At 60.6% G+C, this 13,063-nt stretch carries 18 protein-coding genes; 8 read left to right on the forward strand and 10 right to left on the reverse strand.

The annotated features are described in order from the left end of the window. Nucleotides 1–34: 34 nt before the first annotated feature. Complete coding sequence (cysZ, locus tag KJY40_RS05590) at nt 35–787, reverse strand: sulfate transporter CysZ (protein WP_230735479.1); 753 nt, start codon at nt 785–787, stop codon at nt 35–37. A gap of 310 nt (nt 788–1,097) precedes the next feature. On the opposite strand from cysZ, the gene trxB reads away from it, so the two are divergent. Then, the gene (trxB, locus tag KJY40_RS05595; RefSeq protein ID WP_230735482.1) at nt 1,098–2,060 is read left to right on the forward strand and encodes a thioredoxin-disulfide reductase; all 963 of its coding nucleotides are present in this window, start codon (nt 1,098–1,100) and stop codon (nt 2,058–2,060) included. 63 nt (nt 2,061–2,123) lie between these two features. On the opposite strand, the gene KJY40_RS05600 is transcribed toward trxB, so the two are convergent. From KJY40_RS05600 to KJY40_RS05625, 6 genes are all read right to left on the reverse strand, one after another. Continuing rightward, nucleotides 2,124–2,462 (reverse strand): HopJ type III effector protein, encoded by a 339-nt coding sequence (locus KJY40_RS05600; protein ID WP_230735484.1) that lies wholly within the window; start codon nt 2,460–2,462, stop codon nt 2,124–2,126. Next, nucleotides 2,455–2,751 (reverse strand): DUF1244 domain-containing protein, encoded by a 297-nt coding sequence (locus KJY40_RS05605; protein WP_007957206.1) that lies wholly within the window; start codon nt 2,749–2,751, stop codon nt 2,455–2,457. The genes KJY40_RS05600 and KJY40_RS05605 overlap by 8 nt, the downstream gene beginning before the upstream one ends. A 68-nt stretch (nt 2,752–2,819) precedes the next feature. Continuing rightward, nucleotides 2,820–3,191, reverse strand: a complete 372-nt coding sequence (gene folX, locus KJY40_RS05610) for a dihydroneopterin triphosphate 2'-epimerase (protein WP_007957207.1) — start codon at nt 3,189–3,191, stop codon at nt 2,820–2,822. Next, nucleotides 3,192–3,752 carry a GTP cyclohydrolase I FolE gene (gene folE, locus KJY40_RS05615; RefSeq protein WP_007957209.1) on the reverse strand — a complete coding sequence of 187 codons (561 nt, stop codon included), beginning with the start codon at nt 3,750–3,752 and terminating at the stop codon, nt 3,192–3,194. It abuts the gene before it with no gap. Between the two features lie 22 nt (nt 3,753–3,774). Beyond that, nucleotides 3,775–4,485 (reverse strand): dihydromonapterin reductase, encoded by a 711-nt coding sequence (gene folM, locus KJY40_RS05620; RefSeq protein WP_230735486.1) that lies wholly within the window; start codon nt 4,483–4,485, stop codon nt 3,775–3,777. A gap of 56 nt (nt 4,486–4,541) precedes the next feature. After that, a complete protein-coding gene (locus KJY40_RS05625) occupies nt 4,542–5,111 on the reverse strand; it encodes an antibiotic biosynthesis monooxygenase (RefSeq protein WP_230735488.1) in 570 nt (189 codons plus the stop codon). Between the two features lie 213 nt (nt 5,112–5,324). Between KJY40_RS05625 and KJY40_RS05630 the strand changes: the two genes are divergently transcribed. Next, the gene (locus KJY40_RS05630) at nt 5,325–6,284 is read left to right on the forward strand and encodes a MerR family transcriptional regulator (protein ID WP_230737654.1); all 960 of its coding nucleotides are present in this window, start codon (nt 5,325–5,327) and stop codon (nt 6,282–6,284) included. A 3-nt stretch (nt 6,285–6,287) separates the two neighbouring features. On the opposite strand, the gene KJY40_RS05635 is transcribed toward KJY40_RS05630, so the two are convergent. Together KJY40_RS05635 and KJY40_RS05640 are read right to left on the reverse strand one after the other, a co-directional pair. Next, nucleotides 6,288–6,893 (reverse strand): hypothetical protein, encoded by a 606-nt coding sequence (locus tag KJY40_RS05635; protein WP_007957217.1) that lies wholly within the window; start codon nt 6,891–6,893, stop codon nt 6,288–6,290. Between the two features lie 54 nt (nt 6,894–6,947). Next, a complete protein-coding gene (locus KJY40_RS05640; RefSeq protein WP_230735490.1) occupies nt 6,948–7,424 on the reverse strand; it encodes a PAS domain-containing protein in 477 nt (158 codons plus the stop codon). Between the two features lie 153 nt (nt 7,425–7,577). Between KJY40_RS05640 and KJY40_RS05645 the strand changes: the two genes are divergently transcribed. Next, nucleotides 7,578–8,033 (forward strand): flavodoxin, encoded by a 456-nt coding sequence (locus KJY40_RS05645; RefSeq protein WP_230735492.1) that lies wholly within the window; start codon nt 7,578–7,580, stop codon nt 8,031–8,033. On the opposite strand, the gene KJY40_RS05650 is transcribed toward KJY40_RS05645, so the two are convergent. Then, on the reverse strand, nt 8,023–8,910 hold the full coding sequence (locus KJY40_RS05650) for a LysR family transcriptional regulator (protein ID WP_230735493.1): 888 nt from the start codon (nt 8,908–8,910) through the stop codon (nt 8,023–8,025). The two genes, KJY40_RS05645 and KJY40_RS05650, sit on opposite strands and share 11 nt — an antisense overlap. 94 nt (nt 8,911–9,004) lie before the next feature. On the opposite strand from KJY40_RS05650, the gene KJY40_RS05655 reads away from it, so the two are divergent. The 5 genes from KJY40_RS05655 (at nt 9,005) to KJY40_RS05675 (ending at nt 12,949) form a co-directional block, all read left to right on the forward strand. Further along, entirely contained in the window at nt 9,005–9,391 is a 387-nt protein-coding gene (locus KJY40_RS05655) for a CidA/LrgA family protein (protein WP_230735495.1), read from the forward strand. Next, complete coding sequence (locus tag KJY40_RS05660; RefSeq protein ID WP_230735497.1) at nt 9,381–10,067, forward strand: LrgB family protein; 687 nt, start codon at nt 9,381–9,383, stop codon at nt 10,065–10,067. The genes KJY40_RS05655 and KJY40_RS05660 overlap by 11 nt, the downstream gene beginning before the upstream one ends. A gap of 132 nt (nt 10,068–10,199) precedes the next feature. Beyond that, nucleotides 10,200–10,982, forward strand: a complete 783-nt coding sequence (locus KJY40_RS05665; RefSeq protein WP_230735499.1) for a class II aldolase/adducin family protein — start codon at nt 10,200–10,202, stop codon at nt 10,980–10,982. Beyond that, nucleotides 10,982–11,884, forward strand: coding sequence for an alpha/beta fold hydrolase (locus KJY40_RS05670; protein WP_230735501.1), 903 nt, complete (start codon nt 10,982–10,984; stop codon nt 11,882–11,884). Before KJY40_RS05665 ends, KJY40_RS05670 begins: the two co-directional genes overlap by 1 nt. Before the next feature lie 153 nt (nt 11,885–12,037). Then, a complete protein-coding gene (locus KJY40_RS05675) occupies nt 12,038–12,949 on the forward strand; it encodes an SDR family oxidoreductase (RefSeq protein ID WP_011332507.1) in 912 nt (303 codons plus the stop codon). Nucleotides 12,950–13,063: the final 114 nt, after the last annotated feature.

Genomic DNA, 13,063 nt, shown 5'->3' on the forward strand with positions numbered 1-13,063 from the left:
TGTGACGTTCGGATGATGGATTTGTGACGCGGCCTCAGCCTTGCGTCACCAGATTCTCGGCCCCGCGTTCACGCACCCAGAACAGTGTCGCGCCAGCCACGGCCGCCGGCATCATCAGGATGTTGACCACCGGCACCAGCAGCACCAGATAAACGATGCCGCCGAAGCTCATGCTCTGCCAGCGCTTCTGGCGCAGCCAGGCGAGCATTTCGTTCCAGCCCAGCTTGTGATTGTCCGCCGGGTAGTCGATGTACTGGATCGCCATCATCCACACCCCGAACAGCAGCCACAGCGGCGCGGCGACGATGTTCACCACCGGGATGAACGAGAGGATGAACAGGCCGATCGCCCGGGGCAGGAAGTAACCGAGCTTGCGCATTTCCCGCGCGAAAGTGCGCGGGACCATGGCGATCAGTTCGCCCCAGCTGAAGGCCGGGAAGTCGTCGGTGCCGCGCACCACCACTTCAACCTTTTCCGCAAGAAAGCCGTTGAAGGGGGCGGCGATCACGTTGGCCAGCATGGTGAAGGTGAAAAACACCATCAACACCACCAGCACCACAAACAGCGGCCACAGGATGTAACTGAGGAAACTCAGCCATTCGGGCAGCGACGGCATCAGCGTGTCGACCCACAGGCTGAACTGGTGGCCGGCCAGATAGATCAATCCGACGAACAGCACCAGGTTGATGGCCAGCGGCAGCAGCACGAACAGGCGCAGGCCCGGGCTCAAGACCAGTTTGAGGCCTTCGCGCAGGTATTGCGGGCCGGACAGAACAGGGGCAGGCATAAAGTGCTCCGAGCAAGGGAAAACGCGCCGACCTTACCGACTTTGCAGAACCTGTGAAAGCGCGGCAGCGGGATCGACATTCACTGTAACAAAGACGTCCATCTCGTCAGTGTGTCGGCATAGAGACCACCTATGAGCTGGATTGTTAAACCGTATTTCCTTAATCTTGCCCCCCTCGATACGCTGCACCCAACTTTTTACAGGACTGTCGAGCTCACGCCTTCCCCAAGGTTATCCACAGTCCTTTTTTATTCCCGCCGGCAGTCCGGCGTCCGGCCAGGTGTCTTGGCCGGTCAACAGGAGCAGGTTCATGTCTGAAGTCCGTCATTCGCGAGTGATCATCCTCGGTTCCGGCCCTGCCGGTTACAGCGCTGCCGTCTACGCTGCCCGTGCCAACCTCAAGCCGCTGCTGATCACCGGCATGCAGGCCGGCGGTCAACTGACCACCACCACCGAAGTCGACAATTGGCCGGGCGACGTCCACGGTCTGACCGGCCCGGTGCTGATGGAGCGCATGCGCGAGCACGCCGAGCGTTTTGAAACCGAGATCGTCTTCGATCACATCAACGCCGTGGACTTCGCTTCCAAGCCATACAGCCTGACCGGCGATAGCGGCACTTACACCTGTGACGCGCTGATCATCGCCACCGGCGCCAGCGCTCGTTACCTGGGCCTGCCGTCGGAAGAAGCGTTCATGGGCAAGGGCGTTTCGGCCTGCGCGACTTGCGACGGTTTCTTCTATCGCAACAAGCCGGTGGCCGTGGTCGGTGGCGGCAACACCGCTGTCGAAGAGGCCCTGTACCTGGCCAACATCGCCAGCAAGGTCACCCTGATCCACCGTCGCGAAACCTTCCGCGCCGAGAAGATCCTGATCGACAAGCTCAACGCCCGCGTGGCCGAAGGCAAGATCGAGCTGAAACTGAACGCGACCCTGGACGAAGTACTGGGCGACAACATGGGCGTGACCGGCGCGCGTCTGAAGAACAACGACGGCAGCTTCGACGAAGTCAAGGTCGACGGCGTGTTCATCGCGATCGGCCACACCCCGAACACCTCGCTGTTCGAAGGTCAGCTTGAGCTGAAGGACGGCTACCTCGTGGTTCAGGGTGGCCGTGAAGGCAACGCCACCGCGACCAGCGTCGAAGGCATCTTCGCTGCCGGCGACGTGGCCGACCACGTTTACCGTCAGGCCATCACCTCGGCCGGCGCCGGCTGCATGGCGGCACTGGACACCGAGCGTTACCTGGACGGTTTGCAGAACGCTTCGTTCTAAGATCGCAGACACAAAAAAACCGGCCAATTGGCCGGTTTTTTCATGCCTGCGATTCGCTCGAAATCAGCGGCGGATCAGCGGTTGCGCTTCGAATTTCACGCCCGCCAGACCGTGCTGGATCAGCGCACGGATATTGCCGTGATCGCTGCCTTCAGGCGTTGCCACGACCGAACGGTAGTGTTCGCCGAACGCCAGCAACGCTTCTTCATCGCTCAAACCTTCCAGCAGCGCCAGACCCAAAGTCTTGCACGAACCTTCGTTCTGCCCGGCCGCGTTTTCCACGCCGCCGTTGTTGAACGCCTGAGGCTGGTAGTCGTAACCGGCGGCGATGAAGGCCAGGGTGTCGGCAAAAACGTGTTCGCCGCTTTTGAGGCTGGCGCGCAGGGTGTTCAGATCACTCATTGGGTTTTCCTTTGGCGAACGCCGCTTGCTGTTCGGCGCTGGCTTCTTGCTGATATTGGGCTTTCCAGTCGGCGTACGGCATGCCGTAAACCACTTCACGGGCATCGTCGAGGCTGACCTCGATCCGGCGCTCGTCGGCCTCGGCCTTGTACCACTTGGACAGGCAGTTGCGGCAGAACCCGGCGAGGTTCATCAGGTCGATGTTCTGCACGTCCTTGCGGCTGTCCAGATGGGCGACCAGCCGGCGGAAGGCGGCGGCTTCGAGTTCGAGGCGTTGTTGCTCGGTCATGATGGGCTCTGTGCAGTCAAATCGTGGCGCGAATGATAAAAGTCTGACGCCCGGAGCGCCAGACACGTTCAGCGGCTGGCGGCGAGGGTGATCGACACCGACTCGGCAAAACGCAAGGCATGTGGCTTGTCGACTTCGACTTCGGCGTACAGCACCGATTCGTTGGCCATCACCAGATCCAGCAGCTCCTGGGTCAGGCGTTCGAGCAGCGCGAAGCGATTGCCTTCCACGTGGGCGATGATCGCCTTGGTGATGGTGCGGTAGTTCAGCGCGTGGTCGATGTCGTTGTCACGCACCGCTTCCTGCGCGGCGTACAGGATGGTCAGGTTGATCAGCACATCCTGCTTGTTGAGGATTTCGTCCTCGTTGATCCCGATAAAGGTGCGCAGGCGCAGATCCTTGACCCGGATGCGCGCCATTCCCGGTTGAAGTTGTGGCATTTACTTGCTCCGTCCAATCAATTGCAGGAACTCCTGGCGGGTGTTGCTCGACTCGCGGAAAGCGCCGAGCATGACCGAGGTATTCATGGTCGAATTCTGTTTCTCGACACCGCGCATCATCATGCACATGTGCCGGGCTTCGATGACCACCGCGACACCGGCGGCATCGGTGACTTGCTGGACCGCCTCGGCGATCTGGCGGGTGAGGTTTTCCTGGATCTGCAGGCGGCGGGCGAACATGTCCACCAGCCTTGCGATCTTCGACAGCCCCAGCACCTTGCCCGTCGGAATATAAGCCACATGGGCCTTGCCGATGAAGGGCAGCAGGTGATGTTCGCACAACGAATAGAGCTCGATGTCGGCGACGATGATCATCTCGTCGGTGTCGGAGGCAAACAGCGCGCCATTGACGATCTCGTCGACGCTCTGTTCGTAGCCGTGACACAGGTACTGCATGGCCTTGGCCGCCCGCACAGGCGTGTCGAGCAGTCCTTCGCGGTCAGGGTTTTCACCGAGACCGATCAGGATCTCGCGGTAATTCTCGGGCAGGGAACGGGTCATGGAGCATCCTCGCGAGGGCGTATTACTTGACGTGTCGCCCGCCGTTGACGGTCAGGGTGGTGCCGGTGACATACGGGTTGTCGAGCAGATAACGCAGGCTCTGATAAATCACTTCGCTGCCGGGTTCGATGCCCAGCGCGGACTTGGCCAGCGCCTTGGCGCGGTACGCCGCGTCGTCGTCGGGATTGAACAATAGCAGGGCTGGTGCGATGCCGTTGACCTTGATTGACGGCGCGTAGCGCGCGGCGAAGGACAACGTGAGACTGTCGAGCCCGGCCTTGCTGGCGCAATAGCCGATGTGTTTGCTGCTGCCCTTGCGGGTGACGTCATCGCTGATGTGGATGATGTCGGCAGGGCTCGAACGCTGCAGCAATTCGGCGCAATGCAGGTTGATCAGGTAAGGCGCCAGCATGTGAATGTTGAACATGCGGCTGAAGGCTTCGGCTTCACCGTCGTCGGTTTCCGCCAGCCACTCCGAGGCGTTGTGCACGATGGCGCGCAGGCTGTCGGTGTGAGTCTTGAGTTCAGTGATGAACGCGAGGATCGAGGCTTCACTGGAAAAGTCCGCGTGCAGCCCGATGGCGCCCAGATCCCGCAATGCCTTCACACCCGGCCGTTCGCTGCGGTAGGTGAAGATCACCCGATGTCCGTCTTCCAGCAGACGCTGCGCACAATGCAGGCCGACTCGCTGGCCGGCGCCGGTGATGAGGATGGGAGTTGTGGGAGAAGTCATGTGCGGCTCGCGGCGAGGTCAGAGCAAAAACTATAACAGCGACGCGAGCGACGGCTTCAGCGATTTTGCGTGGAGGGTGCGGCCGGCAGCGGGCGTGCAGGCACCGGGTTGAGCCAGCCGGCCAGCAGGCGGGTCGACAGCGGAATGAAGAAGTAGACCATCAACGGGGTCAGGCACAGCGTGCTGATGAAGACCTTCGGCAACAGGCTCATTTCAGCGAGCAGCGGGCCCAGAACGAAATTGAACAGCAGCGACACCGGGAAGAACGCCAGCCAGATCGCCACGGCCTGTTTCCAGCGTGGAGGACGCGCGCCGGCGGCACCGAACCAGCCTTCGATCCCGCTGACCCGATGTTCCGTCGGGTGGGCAAACAGATCGCTGCCACGGGCCAGCCATGCGGTGCGCGAGGCCGAGTGTTCCCAGGCGTACAGGGTCTGTTCATCGACGAAACGGAAAATGATCTGGAATTCATCGTCGCCGGGAGGCGGGGCCAGTACGCCGGAGCCGAGATAACCGGGGAAGTCGGTGGCCAGTTGTTCGCCTTCTCGCAACCAGGCGATCAGATCCTGATAACGACCATTGGCGACACGACGCGCAACCATCAGCGTGACGGGGGAAGTAGACATTGTGTATCTCCGTATTGCATTTGCGTCGCTCCGGGTAGGAGTTTCGCCTGACGCAGCGCCGGGGTAGAGGGCTGCGTTTTTCGACAAGCAAGGATTATTCCTGATTTTCGCGATTAAGCCAGAAACGTTCGTCCCATTTCATCGCTTGAACCCACATGGGGCATCAGGAGTAGAATGGGATCCAACAACGCCAACAAGGACGTGTCCGCACCAATGCCTGTGATCACAGACGTTCGCCCTGCTTTGCCGGCATCTGTTGCGCTGGAGCGCGAAGAGCTTTTCCCCATACGTGAAGTGGCGCGTCTGACCGGGGTCAACCCGGTCACATTGCGCGCGTGGGAGCGTCGTTATGGTTTGATCCAGCCGACCCGCACCGAAAGTGGGCATCGTCTGTATTCCATGACCGATATCGAGCGTGTTCGCAGCATCGTCGACTGGATCGATCGCGGTGTGGCCGTGAGCAAGGTCGGCAAGATACTGGCCAAGACCGAACCCATGAAAACGCTCGCCCACCTTATCCCCGATGATCTGGTGCAGGCCGATTACATCCAGTGGCAGGAACAGGTTCAGCGGGCGGTCAATTCATTCGATGATCAGGAACTCGACCGGGTCTATGGTCAGATTTTTTCCTCCTATGCCTTGCCTGTGGTGTTCCAGGACATCCTGATGCCGCTGTGGCTGCAAATGCTGCAGCGTCAGGACGCGTTCGGGCAAACCAGCGAATGGCTGTTCTTCGATGGATTCCTGCGGGCGAAGGTGCTGCAGCGCATCGTCGTGCTGCGGGGTTCGCAACCGCGCAAGGTGATCGTCAGCGCGCTGGCCGGTCAATGTCGTGAACTCGAATTGCTGGTGGCGGCGCTTTTTCTCAGCGGTCATGAGGCCGGGGTTCGCGTGTTGACCACCGGTCAGCCGTTCGATGAGCTGACGCTGGTGTGCGAGAAGATCAAACCACAGGCCCTGGTGCTGTTTTCCAATCATGCACCGACACCGGAGCTGCCAAGGCGTCTGAACCGGTTGGCGCTGAGTCTGGATTGTCAGTTGATGCTGGCGGGCGATGCTGCCGATCTGGCGCAGGACAGCCTGGCCGGATCATCGGTCGGCTGTCTGGGCAATGAGGGGGCGACCATGCGCCAGCGCATGAATCAGTTTCTCGCGGGAACGCTGGATACCTGAGGCTCAGGTGTGCAGGGCAGGGTGCGTCAGTCGATGCTGTTGCAGGATGAACTGGCGCAGGCGTTCGGTTTCGTCGGCATCGCTCTGGCTTAATTCGTAAGCATAAAAGCCGCTTTCGGTTTCCCGCTCGAACGTCCCGCGCAGGGAAATCCGCTCGTAGCCCGACGGGCTGAACCACAAGGCAAAATGCTTCGGCGGTTTGGTCTTGTTGCGCACCTCCAGCAGCACACCTTTGTGCGAAACCTCGTGAACCCACAGTGTGCCCGGCTGGCCCTTGGCATTCTCCAGTGCCACCGGTTCTTCCAGGGTCAGGCGCCATGGACGCACCATCGGCCCGTCTTCATAGATGCTCGGCACCCCAAGACGCAAATGCAGGGCGTGAAACTCGTCCTCCACCAGATGCAGCGGAAACGTCATCTGCTGATTTTCGAAATTGGCCTGGATGGTGACTTGCTCATGGGCCGCCAGGCGCGTGAGCAGATCACGGATCTGCGAACCACCATTGACCAGCAGGCTCGACGTCGCATCCCGCACATTGAGTTGCGGGTTGTGTTGCATGGTCTGGATGAAATCCAGCTCATCCTGGGTCAGGAGGGCGTCGCGCTGCATGGCTAACTCGAAATGAATAATTACAAAGTCATTGGTGATTGTAGTTAATGACAGTTAGTTCGCTGTTTTGTTTGCGCCGTTCGTCGCTTTCAAGGCGGCGAGTTCTGCTTCGAGTGCCGCAACCTGGGCTTCCAGTTGCACAACCCGTTGCTGGGCCTTGACCTGAACCGTCACGTCTTTTTGCACGCCGACGAAGTAGGTCTGTCCGTCATCGGCATTTTTTACCGTCGACAGGGACAGCTCGTTCCAGAATGGCGTGCCGTCCTTGCGGTAGTTGCGCAGGATTTCCCGGCATGAACCGTTGTTGCGCAGCGCCTCGCGAATCAGGGCCAGGTTTTCCTGATCCCGATCACCCGATTGGAGGAAGCGGCAATCCTGATACAGAATTTCTTCACTGGTGTAGCCGGTCAGGCGTTCGAAAGCCGGATTCACGTAGATAAGGATGTTGTCTTCCTTACCTTCCCGTTCGGCCACCACGATGCCGTCGTTCGACGCGTTGATCACCATTTGCAGCAGGCTGGCATTGATCATCTTTGAATCCTTTCAAGGTTATCGACCGCTGGCATTCTAGAAGATCGCCCAGCGCTGTCTACTGGCCATCAGCACTTATCGAGAGCCAATCGCAACAGGGCGTCGCTGGCTGTTACTATCGCCGCTCTTTTTTTCAGTTTCAGGATCAGATTGATGAAAGTCGCCATCCTCTCCGGCTCGGTGTACGGCACGGCCGAAGAAGTCGCTCGCCACGCTCAGAGCCTGTTGAACGCCGCCGGTTTTGAAACCTTCTATAACTCGCGCGCCAGCCTTGCCGATCTTCAGGCTTTTGGCCCTGAAGCCTTGCTCGCCGTGACCTCGACCACCGGCATGGGCGAGCTGCCGGACAATCTGCAACCGTTGTATTCGGCCATTCGCGACCAATTGCCGGCGGCCTGGCGCGGTTTGCCCGGCGCTGTGATCGCTTTGGGCGACGCCAGCTACGGCGACACCTTCTGCGGCGGCGGCGAGCAATTGCGCGAGTTGTTCGGCGAACTGGGCGTGCACGAAGTGCAGGACATGCTGCGCATCGACGCCAGCGAAAGCGTCACCCCGGAAACCGACGCCGAGCCTTGGCTGGAACAGTTGATCGCCACGCTCAAGGGCTGATCCCGCGTTCACGCAACAGCGCCAGCCAGGCCTGCGCAGCCTTTGACAGATAGGCGCCTCGGCGCCAGATGAAAGCGATGTCCCAGCGCAAGTAATCCGGCGCGTTCAGGGTCAGGCGCACCACGCCTGGCCGCACCAGACCGCGCGCCACCACGCTGGGCAGCAACACCACGCCTTGCCCGGCCGCGACCAGCGCCGCGAGAAAATCCGCCTGCCCGCTGCGCCCGCCTTCCTTCGGAGTGAAGCCCATCTGCTTGCACGCCTGAAGCAATCGATCATTGAGCACGAAACTGCGCTGATACAACAGGAACGGCGTTTCGGCCAGATCCTCCAGACCGATTTCAGCTTTTGCCGCCAGTGGATGATCCACCGGTAGCAGCGCATCGAGCGGTTCATCGCAGAACGGCTGAAAGTCGAACTGCGGATCTTTCGGCAGCAGGCTGCCACCCAACTCCAGCTCCCCGCTGAGCACCGCCTGTTCGATATTGCGACTGCCGCCTTCAAGCAACTGCACGCTGATGTTCGGGTAGCGCCGTCGGTACTCGGCGAACAGCCCGGCAAACAACGCATCGCTGCCGAGTAATGGCAGCCCGAGACGTAACTCGCCGCGTGCCAGATGGCTGAGGTCATCCAGTTCGCTGAGCAATTCATTGCGCAACCGCAGCATGCCTTCGGCCCGTTGCAGCACCACGCTGCCGGCGGCGGTCAGGCGTATCTGCGAGCCCAGTCGTTCGAGCAATGGGGTGCCGAGGCTCTGTTCGAGCTGGGCGATCTGCTTGCTTACGGCGGACTGACTGATGTGCAGGGTTTTCGCGGCTTGAGTGAAACCGCCCTGATGCATGACTTCGACGAAACTTTTGAGTTGTTTGAATTCCATGGCCTGATTCCAGATTGGAATGGCTTTGAGTCTAACAATTCGCTTCGGAGATGGCAGTCGGGTTCGTAAAATAGGCACCTGAAAGGAGCCCCCGATGAAAGCCTCGACCCTTAAATACCTCTCTCGCCTGCTGGCTGAACTGGCCGTGCTGCTCGCTCTCTACCTGCTGGGCTGCCAGATCGCAGCGTGGCTGGCCTGGCCGATTCCCGGCGGTGTGATCGGCATGGCGCTGTTGCTGCTGGGTTTTGCGTTCGGCTGGGTCAAAACGGCGGCGCTGCAAATGGGCGCAGGATTGTTGATGGCCGAGATGCTGCTGTTTTTCATTCCGGCGCTGATGAGCCTGCTGGATTATGGCGCATTGCTGCGCGATGACGGTTGGCGGATCTTGTTGGTGATCGCGGCCAGTACGCTGATGGTGATGCTGGTGACCGCTTTCACCGTGGAATCGGCCGTGCGCCTGAGGCGGTCCCATGAAGCTTGAACTGATGCCGATGTTCTGGCTGGCGTTCACGTTGCTGGCTTATCTGTTCAGCCGCTGGCTGTATCGCCGGACCGGGCGTTACCTGTTGTCGCCGCTGATTCTGGTCCCCGCCTTGCTGTTGGCGCTCGCGGTGCCGATGCATACGGCTTACGCCGAGTACTCCAGCAACACCCACTGGCTGATGCTGGTGCTCGGCCCGGTCACCGTGGCGTTTGCTGTGCCGATCTGGCAACAGCGACGTTTGCTGGCGCGGCATTGGTCGGCGTTGTTGCTGGGCATGCTGGCCGGCAGTGCAGCGTCGATCGCCACTTCGTTCGGCCTCGCGAAAGCGCTGGCGCTGGACAGTTCGGTGACGCTGTCGCTGGTGCCGCGCTCGATCACCACGCCGTTTGCCATGCCGCTGGCGCAGGACCTCGGTGGCGTGCCGGAACTGACGGCGGTGTTCGTGATGTTCACCGGGGTGTTCGGTGCCATGCTCGGTGGCGTGTTGCTCAAATGGCTGCCATTGCGCAGCGCCCTGGCGCGCGGTGCATTGTTTGGTGTGGGCGCTCATGGTGCGGGCGTCAGTCGAGCCCATGAAGTGGGCGGTGAAGAAGGCTCGGTCGCGGGGCTGGTGATGGTGCTGACCGGGCTGCTCAATCTGTTCGCCGCACCTTTGTTGGCGTCGTTGCTTTGACATGGATCCAAGCTGTTTGCGTACCTGACTCGTTCAGTCATCAAGCTGGCTGCCAATGCAACTACGCGACCGTCCGGGGCTGACTAGACTGCTGACACACGCAAAAACAATAAGAACGCAGAGGTGCATACAGTGAACGTAGCCCCCGTCCCTTCGTCCGTGAACGTCAAAGACCAGGTCAGTGCCGCGGAATGGCAGACCCGGGTCGATCTGGCCGCCTGTTATCGTCTGGTCGCGCTGCATGGCTGGGACGATCTGATCTTCACCCACATTTCCGCCAAGGTGCCCGGCACCGAAGATTTCCTGATCAACCCGTTCGGCCTGATGTTCCATGAGATCACCGCCTCGAGCCTGGTGAAGGTCGATCAGGCCGGCAACAAACTCATGGACAGCCCATACGAAATCAATCCCGCCGGCTACACCATCCACAGCGCCGTGCACGAAGTGCGGCACGACGTGGCCTGCGTGCTGCACACTCACACCGCTTCCGGTGTCGCGGTATCGGCGCAGAAGCAGGGCGTGTTGCCGATCAGTCAGCAATCGCTGTTTGTGCTGTCGAGCCTGGCCTTTCATGCCTATGAAGGTGTAGCGCTTAATCATGAAGAGAAAGCGCGGTTGCAGACGGATCTCGGTGACAACAATTTCCTGATGCTGCACAACCACGGTCTGCTGACCTGTGGCGGCACCATCGCCGACACGTTCCTGATGATGTTTACCTTCCAGCGCGCCTGCGACATCCAGGTCATGGCGCAGACCGGCGGTGCCGAACTGATCGCCATCGAACCGCAGATTCTGGCAGGCGCCAAGGCGATGATCGCGGGCGTCACCAAAAGTGCTCAAGGCATGGGTGGCGCGCTGGCCTGGCCGGCGCTGCTGCGCAAACTCGATAAACAAGACCCGGGGTATAAACTTTAATGCCTCTCGCCGAGATCCCTCTGAGTGCCTGGCGCAAACGCAGCCAGACGTTTGTCTTCCGTGGTCAGCCGATCCGCTACTGGACGGCCGGGCAGGGCGAACCGCTGCTGCTGATCCATGGCTTCCCGACGGCCAGTTGGGACTGGCATTACCTGTGGCAGCCGCTATCCCAGCGCTACCGGGTGATTGCCTGTGACATGCTCGGCTTCGGCGACTCGGCCAAACCGCTGAACCACACCTATAGCCTGCTGGAGCAGGCCGATCTGCAACAGGCCTTGCTGGCGCATTTGCAGGTCGAGCAAGCGGTGCACTTTCTGGCCCACGACTACGGCGACAGTGTTGCCCAGGAATTGCTGGCCCGGCATTACGAAGATCTGATCGACGTTGCCAGTTGCGTATTCCTCAACGGTGGCCTGTTCCCGGAAACCCATCGGCCGCTGCTGACGCAAAAACTGCTGCTCAGCCCTTTGGGCTGGATGATCGGCCGGGTCTTCACCCGCGATGCGCTGGTGAAAAGTTTCCATCAGATTTTCGGCCCGGACACCCGGCCCAGCGAAAGCGAAATGGATGATTTCTGGAGCCTGATCGAATGCAATCGCGGGCCGCGAGTCATGCACAAACTGATTCACTACATTCCCGAGCGCCGGGTTCAGCGTGATCGCTGGGTCGCGGCGATGCAGCGCGGCGAGGTGCCGCTGCGAGTGATCGATGGCGAAGTCGATCCGATTTCCGGCGCGCACATGGTCGAGCGTTATCGCGAGCTGATTCCCGACGCGGACACCGTGCTGTTGCCGGGCATCGGCCACTACCCGCAAACCGAAGCGCCGGTGCAGGTGCTCAAGCACTACCTCGAATTTCGCGATCACTTCGTGTTGCCGCCGCGCAAGGTGGCGTGCTCCTGAGTTCGTGCCGCGGGCCCCTGGCGCCTCGGCACGTTTTCATCATCCCCCAGCCTTATCGCGCACCATTCAGCCCCAGCCGTGTTCGTTGTGACCAGACGCGTCGTGCCTGACACTCAGGGACACTGTCCCTCAGGCCTGCTGGAGTTGCCCCCGATGAATGAGTCTGTGCGTTTCGAAGATAAAGTCGTGATCGTCACCGGAGCCGGTGGTGGCCTGGGACGCGCTCACGCTTTGCTGTTCGCCAAACAGGGCGCCAAAGTGCTGGTCAACGACCTCGGCGGCTCGACCCAGGGCGAAGGCGCCAACGCTTCGGCCGCTGATCGCGTGGTAGCGGAAATCCGCGAGGCCGGCGGCATCGCCGAAGCCAACCATGATTCCGTCACCGATGGCGACAAACTGGTGCAGAACGCGCTCGATGTATTCGGTCGTGTCGATGTGGTGGTCAACAACGCCGGGATCCTGCGCGACAAGACCTTCCACAAAATGGAAGACGCCGATTGGGATCTGGTCTACCGCGTCCACGTCGAAGGCGCCTACAAGGTGACCCGCGCCGCGTGGCCGCACTTGCGTGAGCAAAATTATGGGCGAGTGATCTTCACCGCATCGACCTCGGGCATCTACGGCAACTTCGGCCAGTCCAACTACGGCATGGCCAAACTGGGGCTCTACGGTCTGACCCGCACCCTGGCCATCGAAGGTCGCAAGAACAACATCCTGGTCAACGCCATCGCCCCCACCGGCGGTACGCGCATGACCGAAGGCTTGATTCCGCCGCAAGTGTTCGAACAACTCAAACCGGAGCTGGTCAGCCCGCTGGTGGTGTACCTGGCCAGCGAACAATGCCAGGAAACTTCCGGTCTGTTCGAAGTCGGCGGCGGCTGGATGGGCAAGGTGCGCTGGGAGCGCAGCCTCGGCGCCGGGTTCGATCCGCGCGTCGGGTTTTCCCCGGAAGACGTCGCGGCGCACTGGCAGCAGATCTGTGATTTCGAAGGCGCGGCGCATCCTAAGGACAACATCGAGGCGCTGAAGGAAATGATGGGGAATCTGCAGAAGTATTCGCTCTGATTCCCTGGGTTATTCGGCAGGACTTGCCCGAGTCCTGCTTTCCCCTTTGAGTGCTCGCCTGGTGAGCCTCTGCCGCTGACTTCCAGCTAAAACACCGCCCATAAAAAAGGCCGC

The organism is Pseudomonas fitomaticsae (assembly GCF_021018765.1).
Taxonomy (GTDB): domain Bacteria; phylum Pseudomonadota; class Gammaproteobacteria; order Pseudomonadales; family Pseudomonadaceae; genus Aquipseudomonas; species Aquipseudomonas fitomaticsae.